This is a genomic window from Mycobacterium sp. 852013-50091_SCH5140682 (assembly GCF_001665685.1).
In the GTDB taxonomy this organism is placed as follows: Bacteria; Actinomycetota; Actinomycetes; order Mycobacteriales; family Mycobacteriaceae; genus Mycobacterium.
Map to the genome: position 1 here is coordinate 102,124 of NZ_LZTB01000130.1, position 20,652 is coordinate 122,775.

The 20,652-nt window shown below is 66.7% G+C and carries 23 protein-coding genes; 9 read left to right on the plus strand and 14 right to left on the minus strand.

Going from position 1 to position 20,652, the window contains the following annotated elements:
• Window positions 1-19: 19 nt before the first annotated feature.
• Genes A5784_RS35055 through A5784_RS35065 form a run of 3 tightly spaced genes read left to right on the plus strand, consistent with a single transcriptional unit; the run spans window position 20 to window position 2,923 of the window.
• Entirely contained in the window at window positions 20-1,507 is a 1,488-nt protein-coding gene (locus tag A5784_RS35055) for a peptidoglycan DD-metalloendopeptidase family protein (RefSeq protein WP_082945274.1), read from the plus strand.
• On the plus strand, window positions 1,504-1,998 hold the full coding sequence (locus tag A5784_RS35060) for a hypothetical protein (RefSeq protein ID WP_064949457.1): 495 nt from the start codon (window positions 1,504-1,506) through the stop codon (window positions 1,996-1,998). The genes A5784_RS35055 and A5784_RS35060 overlap by 4 nt, the downstream gene beginning before the upstream one ends.
• Before the next feature lie 16 nt (window positions 1,999-2,014).
• Window positions 2,015-2,923 (plus strand): RsiV family protein, encoded by a 909-nt coding sequence (locus A5784_RS35065; protein ID WP_064949458.1) that lies wholly within the window; start codon window positions 2,015-2,017, stop codon window positions 2,921-2,923.
• 6 nt (window positions 2,924-2,929) lie between these two features.
• On the opposite strand, the gene A5784_RS35070 is transcribed toward A5784_RS35065, so the two are convergent.
• From A5784_RS35070 to ppgK, 9 genes are all read right to left on the minus strand, one after another.
• A complete protein-coding gene (locus A5784_RS35070) occupies window positions 2,930-4,966 on the minus strand; it encodes a zinc ribbon domain-containing protein (RefSeq protein ID WP_064949459.1) in 2,037 nt (678 codons plus the stop codon).
• Window positions 4,963-6,999: an ATP-binding protein gene (locus A5784_RS35075; RefSeq protein ID WP_064949460.1), complete on the minus strand. Its 2,037-nt coding sequence runs from the start codon at window positions 6,997-6,999 to the stop codon at window positions 4,963-4,965. The genes A5784_RS35070 and A5784_RS35075 overlap by 4 nt, the downstream gene beginning before the upstream one ends.
• Before the next feature lie 11 nt (window positions 7,000-7,010).
• Window positions 7,011-7,688 carry a Pvc16 family protein gene (locus tag A5784_RS35080; protein WP_082945275.1) on the minus strand — a complete coding sequence of 226 codons (678 nt, stop codon included), beginning with the start codon at window positions 7,686-7,688 and terminating at the stop codon, window positions 7,011-7,013.
• 87 nt (window positions 7,689-7,775) lie between these two features.
• Window positions 7,776-8,633 carry a hypothetical protein gene (locus A5784_RS35085; protein WP_064949461.1) on the minus strand — a complete coding sequence of 286 codons (858 nt, stop codon included), beginning with the start codon at window positions 8,631-8,633 and terminating at the stop codon, window positions 7,776-7,778.
• 21 nt (window positions 8,634-8,654) lie between these two features.
• Window positions 8,655-9,281: a LuxR C-terminal-related transcriptional regulator gene (locus tag A5784_RS35090; RefSeq protein WP_064949462.1), complete on the minus strand. Its 627-nt coding sequence runs from the start codon at window positions 9,279-9,281 to the stop codon at window positions 8,655-8,657.
• A 136-nt stretch (window positions 9,282-9,417) separates the two neighbouring features.
• Entirely contained in the window at window positions 9,418-10,287 is an 870-nt protein-coding gene (locus A5784_RS35095; protein ID WP_064949463.1) for an LLM class F420-dependent oxidoreductase, read from the minus strand.
• Between the two features lie 52 nt (window positions 10,288-10,339).
• Window positions 10,340-10,777, minus strand: a complete 438-nt coding sequence (locus A5784_RS35100; RefSeq protein ID WP_064949464.1) for a MarR family winged helix-turn-helix transcriptional regulator — start codon at window positions 10,775-10,777, stop codon at window positions 10,340-10,342.
• Between the two features lie 149 nt (window positions 10,778-10,926).
• Window positions 10,927-12,351: an RNA polymerase sigma factor gene (locus A5784_RS35105; RefSeq protein ID WP_082945282.1), complete on the minus strand. Its 1,425-nt coding sequence runs from the start codon at window positions 12,349-12,351 to the stop codon at window positions 10,927-10,929.
• Between the two features lie 247 nt (window positions 12,352-12,598).
• Window positions 12,599-13,405: a polyphosphate--glucose phosphotransferase gene (gene ppgK, locus A5784_RS35110; RefSeq protein ID WP_064949466.1), complete on the minus strand. Its 807-nt coding sequence runs from the start codon at window positions 13,403-13,405 to the stop codon at window positions 12,599-12,601.
• 161 nt (window positions 13,406-13,566) lie between these two features.
• Here ppgK and A5784_RS35115 point away from each other — a divergent pair, with 161 nt between their 5' ends.
• On the plus strand, window positions 13,567-14,421 hold the full coding sequence (locus tag A5784_RS35115; protein WP_064949467.1) for an inositol monophosphatase family protein: 855 nt from the start codon (window positions 13,567-13,569) through the stop codon (window positions 14,419-14,421).
• Here A5784_RS35115 and cei read toward each other — a convergent pair.
• Entirely contained in the window at window positions 14,395-15,045 is a 651-nt protein-coding gene (cei, locus tag A5784_RS35120; RefSeq protein WP_064949468.1) for an envelope integrity protein Cei, read from the minus strand. The genes A5784_RS35115 and cei overlap by 27 nt on opposite strands.
• Before the next feature lie 166 nt (window positions 15,046-15,211).
• Here cei and A5784_RS35125 point away from each other — a divergent pair, with 166 nt between their 5' ends.
• Entirely contained in the window at window positions 15,212-15,514 is a 303-nt protein-coding gene (locus A5784_RS35125; RefSeq protein WP_029370210.1) for a DUF4193 domain-containing protein, read from the plus strand.
• 9 nt (window positions 15,515-15,523) lie between these two features.
• Here A5784_RS35125 and A5784_RS35130 read toward each other — a convergent pair whose 3' ends face one another.
• A complete protein-coding gene (locus A5784_RS35130) occupies window positions 15,524-16,003 on the minus strand; it encodes a DUF3093 domain-containing protein (RefSeq protein ID WP_064949469.1) in 480 nt (159 codons plus the stop codon).
• 25 nt (window positions 16,004-16,028) lie between these two features.
• Here A5784_RS35130 and dut point away from each other — a divergent pair, with 25 nt between their 5' ends.
• The gene (gene dut, locus A5784_RS35135; RefSeq protein ID WP_064949470.1) at window positions 16,029-16,493 is read left to right on the plus strand and encodes a dUTP diphosphatase; all 465 of its coding nucleotides are present in this window, start codon (window positions 16,029-16,031) and stop codon (window positions 16,491-16,493) included.
• Entirely contained in the window at window positions 16,493-17,218 is a 726-nt protein-coding gene (locus A5784_RS35140; protein WP_064949471.1) for a DUF3710 domain-containing protein, read from the plus strand. Before dut ends, A5784_RS35140 begins: the two co-directional genes overlap by 1 nt.
• A gap of 108 nt (window positions 17,219-17,326) precedes the next feature.
• Here A5784_RS35140 and A5784_RS35145 read toward each other — a convergent pair whose 3' ends face one another.
• Window positions 17,327-18,025 (minus strand): alpha/beta fold hydrolase, encoded by a 699-nt coding sequence (locus A5784_RS35145; protein ID WP_064949472.1) that lies wholly within the window; start codon window positions 18,023-18,025, stop codon window positions 17,327-17,329.
• Window positions 18,026-18,158: 133 nt separating this feature from the next.
• On the opposite strand from A5784_RS35145, the gene A5784_RS35150 reads away from it, so the two are divergent.
• Together A5784_RS35150 and A5784_RS35155 are read left to right on the plus strand one after the other, a co-directional pair.
• Window positions 18,159-18,530 carry an OB-fold nucleic acid binding domain-containing protein gene (locus A5784_RS35150; RefSeq protein ID WP_064949473.1) on the plus strand — a complete coding sequence of 124 codons (372 nt, stop codon included), beginning with the start codon at window positions 18,159-18,161 and terminating at the stop codon, window positions 18,528-18,530.
• 83 nt (window positions 18,531-18,613) lie between these two features.
• Window positions 18,614-19,207, plus strand: a complete 594-nt coding sequence (locus A5784_RS35155; RefSeq protein ID WP_502687563.1) for a DUF3159 domain-containing protein — start codon at window positions 18,614-18,616, stop codon at window positions 19,205-19,207.
• Between the two features lie 12 nt (window positions 19,208-19,219).
• Here the strand turns inward: A5784_RS35155 and A5784_RS35160 are convergent, their stop codons facing one another.
• Both A5784_RS35160 and A5784_RS35165 read right to left on the minus strand, forming a co-directional pair.
• Entirely contained in the window at window positions 19,220-19,888 is a 669-nt protein-coding gene (locus A5784_RS35160; RefSeq protein WP_064949475.1) for a potassium channel family protein, read from the minus strand.
• A gap of 34 nt (window positions 19,889-19,922) precedes the next feature.
• Window positions 19,923-20,597: a potassium channel family protein gene (locus tag A5784_RS35165; protein WP_064949476.1), complete on the minus strand. Its 675-nt coding sequence runs from the start codon at window positions 20,595-20,597 to the stop codon at window positions 19,923-19,925.
• Window positions 20,598-20,652 lie beyond the last annotated feature (55 nt).

The following is a 20,652-nucleotide window of genomic DNA, read 5'->3' on the forward strand; positions in this document are numbered from 1 at the left end:
ACGCGACGAAAGATTGACCATGACGGGCCTGTTCACGATCCCGAGGCGGGCGGTTCTGGTCGCGCTGTGCGTGAGTGTCGTCGCGGTGCTGGTCACGCCGGCCACCCCGGCGTGGGCGGCTGATGTGTGTGCGACGAGTGGCAAGCCGGTGGCTGACGGGACCTACACCGAGACATCAGGTTTCGGGCCACGTGGCAACAGCATCCACCGGGGAATCGACCTGGCAGGCACTGTCGGAACCAACATCTTCGCATCGATGGACGGCACCGTTTCCGCAGCTGGGCCGGCGAGCGGCTTCGGGCAGTGGATCGTGATCGACTCACAAACCCGCACCGGACTGGTGTCGACCGTCTACGGGCACATGTTCCCCGACGGCGTTCTGGTACGTCAGGGGCAGTCCGTTCGGGAAGGCGAGCACATCGCCAACATCGGCAACAACGGGGAATCCACCGGCCCACACCTGCATTTCGAGTACTGGGAAGGCGGCCGCCTCACCCACGGCCATGCCATCGACCCGTCGTTCATCCTGAACAGCCCTCCGCCGCCGACGAACCCGTCAACCGGTCAACAAGCCTCGGCCGCCGCCAATTGCCAGACCGGTGTCGTGCTCAAGCCCGGACTGGTGCCACCGGTGTTCGTGCCGTGGATCGTGAAGGCCGGCGCGATATGTGAGGGCATCAAGGCCCCGATCCTCGCTGCGCAGCTGGAGGCGGAGAACGGATTCCGGTACGGGGCCAGCGCCCCCGTGTCGTCGACAGGGGCCCAGGGGCCGGCGCAGTTCATGCCTGCGACGTGGCAGACGTGGGGCAAGGACTACGACAACAGCGGCCCGCCGCCCGACGTCAACAGCATCCCCGACGCCGTGATGTCGCAGGGCGCGCTGATGTGTGAGAACTACCGGGAGTGCGCCGCGGGGATCGCGAACGGATCCATCGCGGGCGATCCCGTCGCGTTGGCGCTGGCTTCCTACAACGCCGGGTTCGGGGCGGTGCAACGGGCCGGAGGAATGCCGTCGGGCGGGGATTACACGACGCAGACCCAGCCCTATGTGGCCAAGATCATGCAGCGCTCCAAGGCATTCGAAGCCACACCGGGTCTCGGTGGAATGCCCGCGCAAACTGTGGCGATCTCCGGCGGACCGACTACTACTGTCGATGCGGCCAGCCAGTTCAAGGGCAAGAAGTGGGTGTGGGGCGGCGGCAGTGTCGACGGGCCCACCAACGATGGATTCGACAGCAGTGGGCTGACGTACTATGCGGTGGCGCACGGCTCCGGCGGGAAGCAGGTGCTGCCCCGCACCGCCGATGAGCAGTGGAGCGTCGGAAACGAAATCCCGCTCGCGCAGGCGCAACCGGGCGATCTCATCTTCAGCGGATGGGATCAGCACGGCCGGCCGTCGCATGTCGGAATCGCGGTAGGCAACGGCCAGATGATCCACGCTGATCCGGCTCGCGGCGTCGTGGTGGCAGACTACTATCCCGAATCCAAGGCTCGGCGGTTGTCATGAGAACCGTGGTCTCCCTGGTGGTTTGCCTGGTGATCGTGGTCATGGCGCCAGTCACGGGGTGTAGGTCCGACGCAGTACCGATCAGCACTGCAGAGGAAGCTGACCTCAGTAATCCCGACACGGTCATCACCAACGCATTGACCACGATGTTCACCTGGGATCCCACCAAAGACGCCTCCCCGGACGTGGCCTATCAGCGCGCTGCGGTGTACATGTCCGGCGACCTTGCCGGGCAGGGCGGGCAGTCGGCGCCGGGCCCCGGTTCGCAGTGGAAGCAATGGGCTGCCGACGGCGCGGCGATCACGGCGAAGGTGTATTTTCTCGGCGACGAAACCCCGCCCAACTCCGACACTTCCATGCACCGTGTCGTCGTGGTCGCGCAGACCGTCGCGACGTCGGACAATCGGCTCATCGATCAGATCAGGCACACCGCGTGGGTTACCGCCACCAAGACCAACAACGAATGGCGCGTGACAGGTATCCAGTTCTGATGGAGGGTGACCCGTAATGTTCAGCGGTGGACGGATCGTGGTGGCAGCTGTCGGCGCCATCGTGCTCATTGTCGTGGCCGTCTACGCGGTCCGCTCGGTCTGGTGGGATCCGGCCAGCAAAACCACGTCACTGAACCAACTTCCGTCCGCAACGACGACGGTCAGCACCCCTGCCACCACGGCGATGAGCGCAGCCGACACATCCGGAGGCACCGGAGGCACACCAGCTGGCGGTGGCGGTGGGGGCGATGGCACTGACGGCGGATCGTCGGCAACGTCGAGCACGACCGCCACAACCACGACGACCTCCAGCGCGACTGCCACACCGTTCACCGCCAAGACAGACAAGGTCAACACCTTCCTCGGCACCACCTACGCCAACGTCTCGCTGCCGCAGGTGGACGGTGGTGATTCCGCCGTGGCCGGCGTGTTCAACGACGAGATGCACAAAGTGCTGCAGAGCCAAGCTGATTCGCTCACCGGGGGCCGGCTGGAAGACCGGCCCGGCAGCGGGGTGCGGATCGGTCAGCGAGTGCTCAGTGGGTTGTTGCGCACCGCAGCGGTCGACACCACCAAGGCCACATCTCGGCCGTTGGTCGGCACGGTCGTGGTCGACGCGCAGAGCGGCAGCGTCATCACATTGACATCGCTCTTCAACGATCTCAATGCGGGTCTCAAGCTTCTGGTGCAAGAGTCCAAGAAGCTCGGCCCGTCCAGTGCCGCGGGTGCCAATTTCGACGGGACCAAGCTGCAGGCGACCGAGCAGACGTTCAACCATTGGACCGCCGAGACTGCGGGCCTGCATGTGTTCTTCGATCAGGGCACGGTGGCGCCGAGTAGCTCAGGGATCGTCGACATCACCATCCCGTGGAGCGATCTCGACGGTGTCATGAAATCCGGTGTACAGCAGATCGTTTCCAGCTGATACCGGTCAGCCGGAGTTGCCCCGCCTGATGCAGAAGCCGCCGATGATCCCGATGATGGCCCCAGCTACCACCAGGATCACGCCGTATCCGGGCGACGCGTTTGCATCGATCTTGCTGTCGGTGAACACGATGTAGACCACAGCGGCCAGCACTGCGAGGATTCCGGCGAGGATCGTGTAACGGCCACGGGCACTGAGGATTCCGAGAAGCATGACCCCGGCGAGCACCAGTATGACGGCACGTAACACGGGTTGGCTGGCCTGCATCCAGGTAAGGTGGTTCGGCTCTGCACCTGACTCTATGGCGGTGAGCATCCTGTTCAAGTCGCCGTTCTTGTCCAGTGCGCCAAGCTCGGTCAGGTAGCTGGCGTAGAACGTCGGGCCGCCGAGGAACCATGGCCGGACTGCGCCGAGCACCATCAACAACCCACCGAGCAGAGTAGCCACCAGTCGGATCAGCGGCAGCCTGTCCGACATCGTCTGGGTGAACCGGCCGTGGTCCTCTACCGAACCCGTGCCGTCGTCGGCCCGTACGGTGAGTTCTCTGGCGATCTCTTTGCCCGCACCGGGCAGATTGGCCCACACCTGAAGCAGGGCAACGCCATTCTGGCCCGGTGCCACGTCGACACGCTGCGGGTTGAAGGCAAAACGTACCGCGCCCTCGGGGTCGGTGCCCGACAGCCAAGCGCTCAGCGGCAGTGCCCCCCGCGTGTTGTCCACGGTGACGCGGAACCGGCCGCGCCGCCGGTTGCGCACCGACACATGTTCGGGCTCCAAACGCAACTGTGCCGTCGTCATCGGCGAGGTGCTCGCGGCCTGCACGAGTGAACCGGTCGCCTCGCTCTCATCGGTGCCGTCGTTACACACCACCATGATGGGGCGTTCGACCTGCTGGCCGGGATGCGGCAGAGGAGCCTGCACGCTCGCCTGTATCCGGGCCTGTTCGCCGGCGCGGACATAGATCTGAGGCTGCGAGAAGGCGAACCGCACCACACCCTCGGGATCGCGTCCGGAGAACACCAGCCGCCGGTCGCGGCTCCCACGGCGGTTGTCGATGATGACGGCGATCTCCGCGGAGGTCGCGTCTTGCAGCCGGGTGACGGTCCGTTCCAGTCGCAGCCTCACCGGACTGTCCGCCGGCGCCTGTGAGCGTTCCTGCACCACGTTGACCAGCGCCTCCACCCGTACCTGGTCACTCGCTGCGGTGATCTTGAGGGGGCGGGGCGCTTGCTGGCCGTAATCGATCGGCGGGGTGTCGAATTGCACATCGGCGGCGATGACGCCTCGCGGCGGCACCTCCACCACCTGCGGCCGGATGGAGAAGCGGACGACGTTCTCCGGGTCCGCGCCGGACAGTGAATACCGTTGCGGATAGTTGCTTCCCGTGTTGTCCAACCGAACCCGGAACCGGCCCCTCGTCTGGTCACGCAGCCGCACCACCTGTGGTTCGGAGGTCATCGTGATCGGTCCGCCGACGCGGGGCACCGTGACGACCAGCTCGGCGTCAGTCCGCTTGGCGGGATCTTCGATCGAACACACCTGCACGCGCAGGCGGAACCGCTGCACGTAAACATCGAATCCGGGCCGGATCGTGAGGGTGACTGTGGTGGTCTCCTCTTCGTCGGTCAGCAGCCTGATTTGGGGGTGCTGCAGGTCCAGCCATTTCGGCGCCCCGGCGGCGATCACGGTATAGCCGTCGACGATTGCCGACTTGTTGCGGATCCGGATGTCCACGGACCCGCCAGTGGTCGGGTCGAGTTCGACCTCGGGGTGTTCGATGGTGACCGTCGGTGCGGAGGCGGGACCGGAGGCCGGCCCGGGGCGGGAGATGCGCGGTGGGTCGGGTCGTCTGGAACGATCCGCTGTTGGCGCCGCGAATCGCTGCGTATGGGTTTCCCGTACCACCGGCACCGCCGCCGTCAGCGGAGCGCCGCCCAGCGACCCGTCGCCGGTGTTCCAGCCCAGGTAGAAGTCGCACTTGGTGCAGAACTGGGCGTCCGGGGCGTTCTCGGCCCCGCATTGCTCGCAGTGGTGTTCACTCATCGTCGAATCTCCTGCCGCTCATCGGATTCGGGGGTGGGCAACAGCCGGCCCAACTTGCGGTACTCCTGTTGGATGGCGGCGCCGACGTGTCCGGCGGACACGGCGGTACCGGTATCGGCGGCGAGATATGCCGCCGTGATGGCGGCAGATCGAATGTTGCCGCCCGACAAGGGAAATGACTGGGCATATCCGGACAGTTCCAGATCACCCTTGGTGGGGACCGGCGGTGCCAGGCAGCGTTGCCACAGGGCGAGCCGAGCCGCCTCGTCCGGCAGCGGAAAGTCGACGACCATGTCGAGGCGACGGGTGAACGCGTCGTCGAGGTTGGCCCGGAGATTGGTGGCCAGCACCGCCAGGCCGTCGAACGTCTCCATCCGCTGCAGCAGATAGGCGCTTTCGATGTTCGCGTACCGGTCGTGTGCATCACGGACCTCGCTGCGCTTACCGAAGATCGCGTCGGCCTCGTCGAACAGCAGCACCGCGCTCACCCGCGACGCCTCGGTGAAGATCCGTTCCAGGTTCTTCTCGGTTTCGCCGATGTACTTGTCGACCACGGTCGCGAGGTTGACGGTGTAGAGGTCCAGGCCGAGATCACCGGCGATGACCTCGGCCGCCATGGTCTTGCCGGTACCCGAGTCGCCTGCGAACAACGCGGTGACGCCGGTGCCGCGGCCGCCTCCGGGACGCATCTGCCAGTCCGACAACACCACCTCGCGCTTGCGGGCCCGAATGGTCAAGTCCTGCAATTGCTTCAACGTCTTGGCGGGCAGCACCAAGTCGTCCCAGCCCACCGCGGGTTCGATCCGCCGAGCCAAGTGCTCGAGGCCTGCGGCGTTCTGGGAGCGGGCACCGCGGCGCAGATCGGCGCCTGTGGCAGCGCCGTTGCGGGTCCGTGCCAGTGCCTGCCCGGCGGTGATCGCGGCGGTGATCTGGCGAGGCCCGAACACGTATTGCGCGGCGATGTCATCGACATCGATACCGTCGATCAGCGAACCGAGTTCGCGTCGCCATACCTCGGCACGCTCCCCGACACTGAGGCGGGCGGCTTCGGCGATCAGTGGCACCTCGTCCGACCAGTCGGGGTTCCACGCGCCGGTGCCGGTCAACACCACCGGTACCGGCATGCGCGCCAACCGGAACACGATATCGGCGGTGGCGACGCCGAGCGCTTCCACCGGAGAGACCACGAGGCTGGCACCGGTGAGCAGCGCTTCTCGACCCAATACGACGACGGTGCTCTCGACCTCTGCGCACCGCGCCAATCGTGCGGCGTCGCAGCAGATCACGGTGTGGCCGGCCGATCGCAGCGCCGCAGCGGCGATGGCCACGCCGGCGTCGTTGACGGATTCCCTCACATAACACAGTTTCTGCTCAGCGGCGAAAGCCCGTGCCATATCGCGGGATTGCGGGCAGTGATGCTCATCGGGTTCGATGAGGAGATCCGTCAGCGCGGCGTCGGGAGTGTCGTCACCGAGGAGGTAGGCGGTCACGCGGTCCGGAACGCGCATCGCGCGGGTGAGAAACGGCCGGTCGGCATCGTCGACGATCACCAACGCCTGATCCACCAGCGCAGACCCCGGCGCCAGCATCGCGCGGGCGGCTGCGTTCATGGGGGACAGGCCCGAAAGCTCCAGTGCCAGACCGACGGTCGCGCGCCGGCGGGTCACGTCGTCGTTGAGGTAGCCGTAGAGACGTTCGAATCGGGCGTCGAGATCAGGTAGCAGACAGATGACGAGAAACTCGACCTCTTGCGAACCCAGGCCCGCTGAGCGGGCCAGGCGGCGTAGTCGCAATTCGGTGCCGGCGCGTTCCGCGGCGTCGGCGTGCTGCTCCAGGGTGTCCCGCGCGGGCTGCGGCACTTCCGGTGGCGCCGGGGTGTGAGCCAGCAGCGCGTCGACGACATCGTCACTGAGGTAGAGCCCCCGGAACGGGTCATCGGGTGCCGGGTCATGGCTGCGGCGGTGGGCGACCAGGGCTCGGATCCGCTCCTCCACCAGCATGGCGCGGCCGAGCAGGTATCGCGTACTGTCCATCGGCGCGGCTCCTACTGCTTGCGCTGGCGCTTGCGGATTCGCAGGCCCTCGCGGGCTTCGGCACCGAACGCGGGGTCGCCGATGGCGCGGCGCCGCACGGATTCGCGCGGCACCGAATTGTCGACGGCTTCGACATGCAACACCGGTGGCCGCTCGACCGGCGGCCCGGCGGCAAAACTGCGTCCCGTGTCGGTCGGGGCGGTGACGACGACGTCCAGCGACGGCTTCAACTCCCCGCCCAGCGCGGTCCAGACGTCGGCGAACGACCGGTCCTCCGGCGGCGGCAGCGCCACCGATACCGGGACCGGAAGTCCCAGTGCAGCAAGGGAACCGGTGAGAACGTCCGTCGGCAGTGCCTCGTGGCGCAGGAAGCAGCTGAGCAATGCGGACAGCAGTCGGTGCTCGTCCTCGGGACGCTGGGTCCAAGCGGCCACCAAGTAGGACAGTTTGAAGTGCCGCGGCGGCAGGTGTCGCGCGGTCACCCGGTTGCCGTCGTATTGGTTGAGCAGTCCCCGCTCGCGCCGGCGTAAGTCCTCCCTGATGTCGTAGAGGTAGACCCCTATGGTCGGAGCGTTACGCCGGCTGGCCCAGTCCTTGGTGGGCGCGTCGAATTCGACCTCGACCTCCGCAGGATCGACCGCCTCACGCTCGATGAGGGTGCGTAGCGCATGGTCGACTTCTGGTATCACTGGCCCATCGTTCCGTGTGATTCGGTTGTGGTGTACGAGCGTGAGTCCCGTTGTGGAGGCAGGGGATTCTGCCCGATCGGGCGGCGGTCAGTTGCCCCCGGGTGTTCGGACCGCAGGCGGGCAGTCGGCGGGCGACGGTGCGGTCGTTCCGTCGGGGCATTTCACGTCGGGCGGGGGATTGGTTGCCGGGCACGTCTGGCCGGGCGGCACTGTCGTGCCGTTCGGGCAATGCACCGGGTCGACCGCGCATGTCTGGCCGGCGGACACGGTGCTGCCACCCGGGCAGATGACATCCGATGTGCCGGGACAGGTCTGGCCGCTCGCCGGGGGACTCCCGTTGGGGCACTTTGCGGGAGCTTCGCACGTCGTCGGTGCGGTGACCGTCGTTCCGTCGCTGCATTCGGTGACGGTCTTGCACTGCCCGCCGGAGTTCACGGTGCCTGTCGGGCAGGTTTTATCCGATGGACATGCCTGGCCTGCCGGCACGTCCTGGCCGTTGGGGCAATGTGTGTAGTCCGGCACCGACTGCCCGTTGCCGTTCGAGCCGTTGCCGTTCGAGCCGTTGCCGTTCGGATTTCCTTGGTTGACAGGCACTTCCACGATGGATGTGGACGTCTGGGTCTGGGTGACAGTACTTGGCACTGGTGTTCCGCCACCCTCGCTGGGCTGGAAGCTGACGTACAACGCCACCAGAGCGATCGCTGCGGCGATAGCGGCACCGGTGAACAGCACACCCGGTCGGCGGAACCAGGGGATGTCCGCCACCGGCGGGTCGGAGTAGGGGCCCGGCGCGCGGGCGACGTCGCGATCCAGGAACTCGCGATCATGATGTGGCGAGTATTGGGTCGGCTCCAGATCCGGTTCCGGGTCTTGCGACCATGCCTGCTCCGTGGGGAGTTGCGCACGGCCCAGCCGCCGAGTCGGGTCGTTCGGGTCACCAGTCATCGGTGTGCTCCTGGGCCTGGTTCAGATCAGCCCTTCGCGTACCGCGTAGGCGACCGCGTGCGAGCGGTTACGCAACTGCAGACGGGTGGTGACGTCGTGCAGGACGTTCTTCACGGTGCGCTGGCTGTAGCACAACTGGCGGGCGATCTCGTTGGTGTCGTGGCCGTCTGCGATCAACCGCAGCACCTGGACCTCGCGGTCGGACAGTCCGGTGAAGGTCAGGCCACGCGGTGACAGCACCTGCCGTTGCAGCCGGCCCACCTGTCCGAGCAGGTGGCCGAGCAGATCCGACGGGATGACCCCTTCGCCCGCGGCCACTTTCTGGATGGTGCGCACCAGCAGGTCAGGCGTGGCCTCGCTGCGGCGGAGCAACCCACTCACCCCGACCTCGGCGACGGTCACCACGGTGTTGTCGTCGATGGCGCTCATCACCAGGATGGTGTGTGAGACACCGGCCTTCTTCAGCGAGCGCAGGATGCGCACGGTCTCGTCGTCGAGAGTGTCGGCGACTGCGATGCCGACGTCGACGGCGGCGAGGTCGCCGGATTCGACGACGTCGATCTCCGGGCGCATCCGCAATTGACTGATCACGCCGGCCTGCAGGATCGGGTCGTCGGCGTATACGTAGGTGGACACTCGGCGCTGCATGACATTTCCCCTTTGGGCGGGCGGACTGTTGCCAATGAGTATCCGGACGGGCATCAACGGCGGCTCAACAGTGCAAACGCGTTGCTCAACAAACGCTCAACGCGCAGCTCAGAGCGCTGCCAGAAGGGCAGCGCCGTCAGCCCAGGGCCGCCAGTTCGGGCACCACTTCATCTCCGAGCCTGCGGACGAATCCGACCGGGTCGGGGTTGCCAGGGAGCACCGGGATGTTGACCATCTCGACGCCCAACTCCGCGTAGGTCTGCATGGCGCGCATGAACGTCGCCTGGTCGGCGAACGGATCGGTGTCCGGACCGAGGCCCAGGGTCTTGCGGATCTCGCGGTAATCGCGTCCGACGTCGTCGCAATGCCGCTGCAACACCTCGATCTTGTGTTTGAGCGCCGCGCCGTTCGTGCTGTTCCAGATGTCGGCATACTGCGCCACCAGGCGCAACGTCTTCTTCTCGCCGTCGCCGCCGATGAGTACCGGCGGGCGCCGGATCGGTTGCGGTTCGCAGATGGTCTCCGCCAGGGTGTAGTGCTTCCCGCGGTACGGGCCGTCGTTTTCGCTCCACATCTGTGCGCAGATCTGAAGGGTTTCCTCGACCATCTCGAACCGGTCCCGCAGTGGCGGGTACGGCACGCCCAGCGCATGGTGCTCGCGGTCGTACCACGCTGCGCCGATCGAGAGCGTCGTACGGCCTTGGGAGAGGATGTCGAGCGTCGTGATGGTTTTCGCGAGTATGCCGGGATACCGGTAGGTGACGCCCGTGACGAGCATGCTCAGCGTGATCGTCTTGGTATGGGCGGCAAGGAAACCCATCGAGGTGTAGCCCTCGAGGAACGGGTCGTGGGCGTCGCCGATTCGCTCCATCTGGAAGAAGTGGTCGGCGAGGGTGAACATGGTGGCGCCGGCCTGCTCGGCGGCGACGGCGGTCTGGGCCAGCGTCGGCCCGAGCTTCTCCGGTGCGCCCGGCAGGAAGTCGATGTAGTGAATTCCCAACTCCATGTGGATCGTGTCCTTTCTGGTTTGGTGTCTACTGACGCCCGAGGCGTCGGCCTCAGATGTGTTCGCCCAGTCGTTCGAGCAGCGGCAGCGCGGCCGCGAGGGTGTGCAGTTCGTCAGCGGAGAACTGCTCCTTGAGGATCTCGGCGAAATGGCGGACCCGGGCATCTCTCTTGTGCTGCAGGATTTCGGATCCCGCTGCGGTGATCGACATGATGTGCCGACGGGCGTCGCGCGGATCGCGCGTGCGTTGCACGAAACCGCGGGACTGCAACGTTGCGAGGGTGACGCCCATCGCCTGGGGGCTGATCTGTTCGATCCGTGCCAGATCAGCCGCCGACGTCGGCCCGCCCCGATCGAGGCGCTCGAGTGCGGCCCGCTCGGGGAGGGTCAAGTCACCGGGCGCCTGCAACTGCCGGACGCGCCGGGTGATCAGTGCGATACCACCGAACAGTGCGGCGGCGATGTGCTCAGGGGACGACGGCTCCGCCATATGGCCAACCTAGGTTTATCAACCTAGATTGTCAATCTGGGTTGATGATTAGGCGAAGGCCGGGGAGCGCCAAAGTGATTGAGCGAAACGCACCTGGAAAACGACAACGGCGGACCGGAACAATCCGGTCCGCCGTTGTATCGACGTTGCTAGTCCAGGTAGTCGCGCAACACCTGGGAGCGGCTGGGGTGACGCAGCTTGCTCATGGTCTTGGACTCGATCTGGCGGATGCGCTCACGCGTGACCCCGTAGACCTGACCGATCTCGTCGAGCGTGCGCGGCTGGCCGTCGGTGAGGCCGAACCGCAGCCGGACCACGCCGGCCTCGCGCTCGGACAGCGTCTCCAGCACCGACTGCAGCTGATCCTGCAACAGCGTGAACGAGACGGCGTCGACCGCCACCACGGCCTCGGAGTCCTCGATGAAATCGCCCAGCTGCGAATCACCTTCGTCACCGATGGTCTGGTCCAGGGAGATCGGCTCACGCGCGTACTGCTGGATCTCCAGCACCTTCTCCGGCGTGATGTCCATTTCCTTGGCCAGCTCCTCGGGCGTGGGCTCGCGGCCCAGGTCCTGCAGAAGCTCACGCTGGATACGGCCCAGCTTGTTGATGACCTCGACCATGTGCACCGGGATGCGGATGGTGCGGGCCTGGTCGGCCATGGCGCGGGTGATGGCCTGGCGGATCCACCACGTCGCGTAGGTGGAGAACTTGTAGCCCTTGGTGTAGTCGAACTTCTCGACGGCGCGGATCAGACCGAGGTTGCCCTCCTGGATCAGATCCAGGAATGCCATGCCACGGCCGGTGTAGCGCTTGGCCAGCGACACCACCAGACGCAGGTTCGCTTCCAGCAGATGGTTTTTCGCGCGGTCGCCGTCGCGGCAGATCCACTGGTAATCGCGCCGCACCTGCGTGGTGAGCTTCTCGCCCTTCTCGGCGAACTCGGCCATCTTCTGGGTCGCGAACAACCCGGCCTCGATGCGCTTGGCCAGCTCGACTTCCTCTTCGGCGTTGAGCAGTGCCACCTTGCCGATCTGCTTGAGGTAGGCGCGGACCGAGTCGGCCGATGCCGTCAGCTCGGCGTCCTTGCGGGCCTGCCGCAGTGCCTCGGATTCCTCTTCGTCCCAGACGAAGTCCCCGGAGGCCTTGTCCTTCTCCGAGGGCTCTTCGACCTCGTCCTCGGCGGCGGGCTTGGCGGCAGGCGCAGCCGGGGTCGCGGCGGCTCCTTCCGGGGTGGCCTCCTCGGCCTCCTCTTCTTCGTCCTCGTCGGACTCGTCCTCGACGGTGTCGTCGTCGGTATCGAGGTCGTCGTCGAGTTCCAGATCGGTGTCGTCGACGTCGAGATCGTCACCGGGCTCGGCCTCGAGATCGTCGGTGGCCTCGAGATCGTCATTGACGTCCTCGGGCTTGGTCGCGACACCCTTCGCCGCCCGCTTGGCCGGGGCCTTCTTGGCGGGGGCCTTGGCCGCAGTTGCTTTCGCCGCCCGCTTGGCCGGGGCCTTCTTGGCGGGGGTCTTGGTAGCGGTGCGCTTCACCGGCTCGTCGGTTGCCGGGCTTGCTTTTGTCGCTGCCACGTACACCCTTTCGGTCTTTCGTAGTTCGGTGGGCATGGGCATACACCACCGAAAGCGTCGGCTGTCGAATGTTGGCGTTGGTATCGGCTGGGATCTTCGCCGCTATTCGGTAGGCGGCCGCCGAGCACCATTGTAACGACAGTGTGTGCGTACACCGTGCCGAGCGGCAAATTTTGCGCCGTCGAGAAGCGGAGCGGATCGCGCACGGCCGTGGTGAACCGCCGGTATCCGACAGTCGAACGCGAAGCTACCGACCGGTAGCTGTGACATCCGCGACGGCGGCCATCGCGGCGCCGACGATGCCCGCGGTGTTCTGCAGCGTCGCAGCAACCACCGGGGTGCGGTTCTTCAGCAGCGGAATCCACTTGTCGGCCTTGCGGCTGATGCCCCCGCCTGCGATGAACAGATCGGGCCAGATGGCGTTCTCGATGACGGTCAGAACCTTGGTGACCTCTTCGGTCCAGCGCTCGTAGCTCCAGTCCTTGCGCTCCTTGACCGACGAGGCGGCTCGGTGCTCGGCTTCCTTGCCGCCGACCTCAAGGTGGCCAAACTCGGTGTTGGGCAACAGCACACCGTTGTGGATCACCGCGGAGCCGATCCCGGTGCCGAAGGTCAGCAAGACGATCACGCCGCTGTTGTCCTTGCCCGCGCCGAACTGCTCCTCGGCGAGTCCGGCCGCGTCGGCGTCGTTGAGCACCGTGACGTGCTGGCCGCCCAGCTCGGCGCTGATGACCTCTGCGGCGTTGACCCCGATCCAGCCCTTGTCGACGTTGGCGGCGGTGCGCACGACGCCGCTCGTGACCACGCCGGGGTAGGTGACCCCGAGGCTGCCGGTCCAGCCGAACTCCCGAACCACCGCGGCGACCGTCTTGGCTACCGCTTCCGGCGTCGAGGGTTGGGGCGTGTCGAGCTTGAACCGCTCGCCGATGAGCTGCCCGGTATCGAGATCGACGATGCCGCCCTTGACGCCGCTGCCACCCACGTCGACGCCGAAACCGCGCCGGGTAGAGCCGTCGACGGCAGATTCGGCTGCGGGGATATCGGGTGCGGTCATTGGGAGCTCCTCTGCGGGACAGACGGTTGCGGGGCCGATTGGCAGGAGGGCGAGCCGGCTAATGGCGCCGCGCCTCACCCTAATAGCTCGCCAACGCTCACGCGGGCGGTCTGCCATCCCGCGAGCGACTTTTCGGCAGAAAGATATGTTGCGATAGGAGGGTGACAGACAACAGCACCGACCCGGCCGTCCTGCGCGGAGTAGCCGAACAGTTGGCGACCGAAGCCGCCGCACTCGTCCGACGCCGTCGTATCGAGGTATTCGGCGAGGGGGAGTCGGACGACGCCGGCCAAGCACATGACGAAGTCCGTACCGTGCGGTCCAAGAGCACGCGGACCGACCCGGTGACCATCGTCGACACCGAGACCGAGCGATGGTTGCGCGAGCGGCTTGCCGTGCTGCGGCCCGACGACGAGATTCTCGGCGAGGAAGAGGGCGGCCGCAGCGGCAGCGACGGGCTGCGCTGGGTGATCGACCCCATCGACGGCACCGTCAACTTCGTCTATGGCATCCCGGCCTACGCCGTGTCGGTGGCCGTGCAGCTCGACGGCCGGTCGGTGGCCGGCGCCGTCGCCAATGTCGCCGCCGGATCGGTGTATTCAGCGGCAGTGGGCCAGGGGGCCGCCGTGCTGCATGACGGGGTCAGCACGCCGCTGCGGTGCACTGCGGTCGACGATCTGGGCATGGCCCTGGTGGGAACGGGGTTCGCCTACGTCCCCGAACAGCGGCGCCGACAGGCCGAAGTGCTCGCACAGCTGCTGCCCGCGGTCCGGGACATGCGTCGGCTCGGCTCGTGCGCACTGGATCTGTGCATGGTCGCCGCCGGCCAGCTCGACGCCTACTACGAGGAGGGCGTGCACGTGTGGGACTGGGCGGCAGGGGCGTTGATCGCCGCCGAGGCGGGGGCCACGGTGTGGTTGCCTGCCATCACGGGCTCCGGACGCGTGGGTGCTGCGGCACCCGGTGTCGCTACTGCGCTGCGCGACGCCCTAGCAGGCGCCGGTATGGATCTTTGACAGCAGCGCCGAATCGGCGGGGCCGGTGGCGTCGGGGCGCAGGCTGGCCAGCACGGCGTTGATGTCGTCGCTGCTGGCGAGTTCGCTGAATTCGGTGCCCAACGCCAGATCGACTGTGGCATCCGGCCTTTCGTCCTGGAACAGCTCGGTGCACGGCGCCACGAGCCAGACCGCCGCCGCCGCGGCTCGACCCGTCGGGCCGAACCGGATCTGGCCCTGGCATTCCAGCCGGGTGTGGGTGTAGATCGGATCGTTGGCGGCTTCGGGCTGGGCGAAACCCAGGTCGCGCAGTTCGCCGGCGATCTCGCCGGCTTGCCCGCCCTGTCCGCTGGCGTTGAGCACCCGGATCTTGGTGTCGCTGAGCGCCGCGGGCGTGGTGTCGGTCATCGCCGATCTGGCCACCTGTTCGCCCAGTTTGGGAGTCGCGGGGTCGGTGGCAGGTGGCGGCGGGTTGCACACCGTGGCCTCACGGACATCGGCGGGCCGATTGAGCGCGATGATCCACACCACCAGTGCAACCACCGCCAGGATGGCGAACAGCACGATGGCGGGGACGGTGTTACGCCGACGGAACGGCCGACCGTGTCGGTCGAACGCGGTGCCGTCGGTGATTTGTGCGACCACCCCTGCACTCTAAAGGCACGGTTGCCCTGCACAGCGGCAGAGTCCGGGCAAGGGTGTGATGTAAATCACACTGCAACATGTGGCAATAAGGGCACGAATCGTTTGGGTAATGCGTTCGACGCTGGTACAAACCTCTGCTGCAAGGTTTAGGGAGGGGACAGAGCTTATGGCTACCGATTACGACGCGCCGCGGCGAACCGAGACCGACGAGGTTTCCGAGGACTCACTTGAGGAGCTGAAGGCCCGACGTAACGAGGCGCAGTCGGCCGTCGTCGATGTCGACGAATCGGAATCCGCCGAATCGTTCGAGCTGCCGGGAGCGGATCTCTCCGGCGAAGAGCTTTCGGTGCGGGTGGTTCCGAAGCAGGCTGACGAGTTCACCTGCTCCAGCTGCTTCTTGGTGCACCACCGCAGCCGTCTCGCCAGTGAGAAGGACGGCGTGATGATCTGCACGGACTGCGCCGCCTGACCGGCGCGCTCAGTCCTGCAGGGCGGCGAGCACGCGGTCTGGATGACGGGTACTGATCAGCCAGTACGGGGTGGGGTCATCCGGATCGTCGAGTACTAGCAGCACCATCGGGCCGACCCAGGCTCGGTGCACCACATAGGCCGCCGGGTCGAGCTGACGACCCAGGGCGGCCGTTTTGGCCGAGCGTGGCACTTCGGCAGTTCGGGCGATGACACTGGTCGGCAGGTGCGCGCCGCCGATCCATAGTTCGGTGCCGCCGCCTGGGCGGCCGACGACGCGCAATTCGACCTTGCTGAACCAGCTCAGCACGGCGCCCGCCACGCCGAACAGCACTACGAACGACACCCAATTGGGCAGTGCGGAAACGGCCTGATTGACCTCGAGGGCGATGAGCGTTGCCAGCACTGCTGCCGGCAGAATCCACCACCACGGCACCCACAACCGCTCGTGGTAGCGCACGGTTTGGGTGGTTGCGCGCGTGTCTGACACGTGGCTCAGAGTAATCTGTGACGTCGTGTCCAACTCTCTGGCGGTGGTCCGATTGGACCGCGATCTCCCGATGCCCACCCGGGCGCACGACGGCGACGCGGGCGTCGACCTGTACAGCGCGCAGGACGTCCAACTGGCACCCGGCCAGCGTGCGCTGGTTCCGACCGGTGTGGCCGTGGCCATCCCGCACGGCATGGTGGGGTTGGTCCATCCACGTTCGGGTTTGGCTGCGCGCGTGGGACTTTCGATCGTCAACAGCCCGGGCACCATCGACGCCGGCTACCGCGGTGAGATCAAGGTCTCGCTGATCAACCTCGACCCCGAGACGCCCATCGAGATCAGCCGCGGCGACCGGATTGCCCAGTTGCTGGTGCAGCGGGTAGAACTTCCCGAACTGGTCGAGGTCACCTCGTTCGACGAGGCAGGCCTGGCCGACACTTCCCGTGGTGCAGGTGGCTACGGTTCCTCCGGCGGACATGCGAGTTTGTGATGGCATACGGAAAACATGAAAAAGACCCGGTGACCGACGACGCGGTGACCGACGACGATTTCGAGGGCCCCTTCGATGTCGAGGACTTCGACGACGCCTCGGTGGCTGCCCAGGGCCGGCTCGACCTGGGCTCGGTGCTCATCCCGATGCCCGACGGCGGCCAGGTTCAGGTCGAACTCAACGAGGCCGGGGCGCCGAGCGCCGTCTGGGTGGTGACGCCGAACGGCCGGTTCACCATCGCGGCATACGCAGCGCCCAAGAGCGCCGGGCTGTGGCGCGAAGTGGCCACCGAACTGGCCGACTCGCTGCGGAAGGACGCCGCGTCAGTCGTCATCGAAGACGGGCCATGGGGCCGTGAGGTGGTCGGCACCGGCAACGGCGGCGTGGTGCGGTTCATCGGGGTCGACGGCTACCGCTGGATGGTGCGGTGTGTGGTCAACGGCACTCCGGACACCATCGACGCGCTCGTCGAAGAAGCCCGGACTGCGTTGGCCGACACCGTGATTCGCCGCGGTGAGACACCGCTTCCGGTGCGCACCCCGCTCGCGGTGGAATTGCCGGAGCCGATGGCTGCGCAATTGCGGGCAGCCGCTGCGCAGGCCGCCGCCCAGGCCGCGGGCGGTCAGCCCGAGCCGCCGCTGCAGCAGCAGGAGCCCGAGCCCGTGGCCCGGCGCAGTGCGCAGGGTTCGGCCATGCAGCAGCTCCGCACCATCACGGGCGGCTAGGTCCGGGGGGTCGCCAAGCCCGCGCGAATTCGACGTAACTGTCGTCGAACGCGCCTATTTCACGACTTTTTCGTCGATCTCGCGGATTGGTTTGGCGTCGGCCGGCCCTCACGCCTCCTGCAGGGCCGCCACGCACGCCTCGCCGACAATGCCCGTCTTCGCGCCCATCTCCTCCAGGGTGACCGTGCGCAGTGCGGCCCGTGGCGCGGCGGAGACCCATTCGAAGCCGACCTCTGCCGGGTGTACGGGATCGTCGGTCGCCACCACAACGCCCAGCGGTACCGTCAGTCGTTCCAGGTCAGCACAGTCGGGTGCCGGATGGCCCGCGGCCTCCTCCATCGCGTCGGGCAGTGTCGGCCACTGCCCGACCCAGGACCGGGTCAACTCGTCGGCCAGCCAAGGCGGGCTGGACGCCCTCATCTGCGCCACCGTGGCGGCCAGGCCGTCTCGGCGCAACAACTGTGCTGACTGGCGTGCCAGCAATGCGGCGGGCGCGTTCTCCGGTGTCCCGGTCCACGGCGGCAGTGCGGCGAGCACGGCCACTGCCCGGCCGGGATGGGCCAGTGCCCACGCGGTGGCCACGACGGCTCCGATCGACACCCCGCCGACGGCGATCGGACCGGAGCGGGCGGCGTCGTCGAGCGCGTCGCGATATCCGTCGACGAGCCGGTGCGGCTGGGGCGATGGCGTCACCAACAGCGCTCCGACCTCATGCAATGCGTCGGAAAACGCCCGGTAAACGTAGTCGTCATCGGACCCGGTGCCGGGTAACAGCACCGTGGTGACACCTCGGAGAATGACGTTCATCACATGATCCTGCCTGGCACTTGGGAGAATCGGCGCGCCGACCCGCGCCCGCGTGGCATTCGCGCAATAAGAGGTCTACCGTGGCGATGGTTGGGTGGATTCACAAAGAATCCGCGAAAGGTCAGGAGAGGCCATGTCTACGGCCGAAGGGTATCTGCGCCGGCTAACTCGACGCCTGACAGAAGACCCAGAGCAACTCGACGTCGAAGAGCTCAGTGACGAGGCGGCCAACACCGGCGCGATGAAGGCGATCAATTGCCAGCGCGGCCAGGAGGTCACCATGGTCGGAACCCTGCGCAGCGTCGAATGTAATGGCAAAGGCTGTTCTGGCGGCGTGAAGGCCGAACTGTTCGACGGCACCGATTCGGTGATGTTGGTCTGGCTGGGCCAGCGCCGCATCCCCGGCATCGAATCCGGCCGCACTCTGCGGGTGCAGGGCCGCGTCGGTCAGCTGGAGAACGGCACCAAGGCGATTTACAACCCGCGTTACGAAATTCAGAAGTGAGCTTGAGCGACGACAGCGCTCCCGCACCATCCACGAGTGAGCCCGAGCTGACCGCTGCCCGAGGTCGGGCGATCCTGGATCAGATGGGCGGAATCAGCGGCCTGATCTACTCGTCGCTGCCGGTGGTGGTGTTCGTCCCGGTTTCCACCTTGTTCGGCCTGATGCCCGCGATCGGCGCGGCGCTCGGTGTGGCCACCCTAATTCTCCTCTGGCGGCTGATCCGGCATGACTCGGTTCAACCCGCGGTCTCCGGCTTCTTCGGCGTCGGTATCAGTGCGCTCATCGCCTACGTGGTGGGGGAGTCGAAAGGCTTTTTCCTGCTTGGCATCTGGACGTCGCTGCTCTGGGCCGTGGTGTTCGGCGTCTCGGTGCTCATCCGCAGGCCGATCGTCGGCTACATCTGGGGCTGGGCCAACTCCCACGACCGCGCCTGGCGTGATGTGCGTAAGGCTGTCGTGGCCTTCGACATCGCCACCGTCATCTGGGTGCTGGTGTTCGCGTCGCGATTCCTGGTGCAGCAGTACTTGTATCAAGCCGACCAGACCGGCTGGCTCGGCGTCGCCCGAATCGCCATGGGATGGCCGCTGACGGCCGCCGCCGCGCTCGTGACCTATCTGGCCATCCGCGTCGCGCGCAACGCCCTACACGTCCACCAAGGCGCCGAGAGCACCGACTGAGCGGTTTCCCGCTCAGCGCGCGGACGGGTCAAGCAGCAGTGCGCGCAGCTCATCCTCGACCTCGCTGACGGTCACGAACAACAGCTCGTCGCCACCTTCCAGCGGTTCATCGGACTGCGGCACGATCACCCGCGGGCCCCGCAGGATGGTCACCAACGAGGCGTCGCGCGGAAGATTCAGCCGTTTCACCGGCTTTCCGCCCCACGGGGTGTCGGCGGGCAGCGTGATCTCCACCAGGTTGGCCTGGCCCTTGCGGAATTCCATCAGCCGCACCAGATCACCCACGGCCACCGCCTCTTCGACCAGTGAGGCCAGCATCCGCGGTGTCGACACCGCGACGTCGACGCCCCAGTTCTCGTCGAACAGCCACTCGTTGCGGGGGTCGTTGACCCGCGCCACCACCCGCGCCACCGCGAACTCCGTCTTGGCCAGCAGGCTGAGCACCACGTTGACCTTGTCGTCGCCCGTGGCCGCGATGACGACGTCGAACTGTTCGAGCTGCAGAGACTCCAGCACGGTGATCTCGCAGGCATCGCCCAGCCGCCAGTGCGCGGCCGGGATGGCGTCGACGTCGATGTGCTCGAGGTTGCGCTCCAGCAGCGTCACCTCGTGGTTGTTCTCCAACAGTTCCCGGGCGATGGAGCGTCCGACGGCACCCGCACCGGCGATGGCGACCTTCATCGACGCTCCTCCTCATGATCGTCGTGCGCGGGCTTCATTCCGACTCCGCAGCTTCACCGGGCGGCAGCGCCGCGATGGCCAGGGCTTCGGCGATGTGGCCGGACACGGCCGCGAGGTACACCTCGTCGCCGGCCTGGATGACAGTTTTCGCGTCGGGCAGGTAACCGCTGCCGAACCGCAGTATGAAGGCCACCCGGCCGCCGGTGGCGGCCTCCAGCGAGGTGACCCTGCGCCCCGCCCAGCCCTCGTGCAGGGCCAGCTCGGCGACCCCCACGCTGCCGGAGGGATCGCGCCATTTGGTGGTCTCGGTCTCGCGCGTCAGCACATTGAGCAGACGGTCGGTGGTCCACGGGACGGTGGCCACCGTCGGAATCCCGAGCCGCTCATAGACGGCCGCGCGCTTGGCGTCGTAGATGCGGGAGACGACGCGTTCGACACCGAAGGTCTCACGGGCCAACCGCGCCGAGATGATGTTGGAGTTGTCGCCGGAGGACACCGCCGCGAATGCGCCGGCCTCCTCGATACCGGCGCGCAACAGCACGTCCCGGTCGAACCCCATGCCGAGCACCCGTTCGCCGGGGAACTCGGGGGACAACCGGTGAAATGCGGTGCTGTCGCGGTCGATGACCGCGACTTCATGCCCGATGCGGGCCAGGCTGTCCGCGAGCGATGCGCCCACTCGGCCGCATCCCATGACGACTACACGCACGCGACGGTCCTCTCCGATGGCTGAAAAGCAAGCTGTAACTCAACCCGTGCAGTGG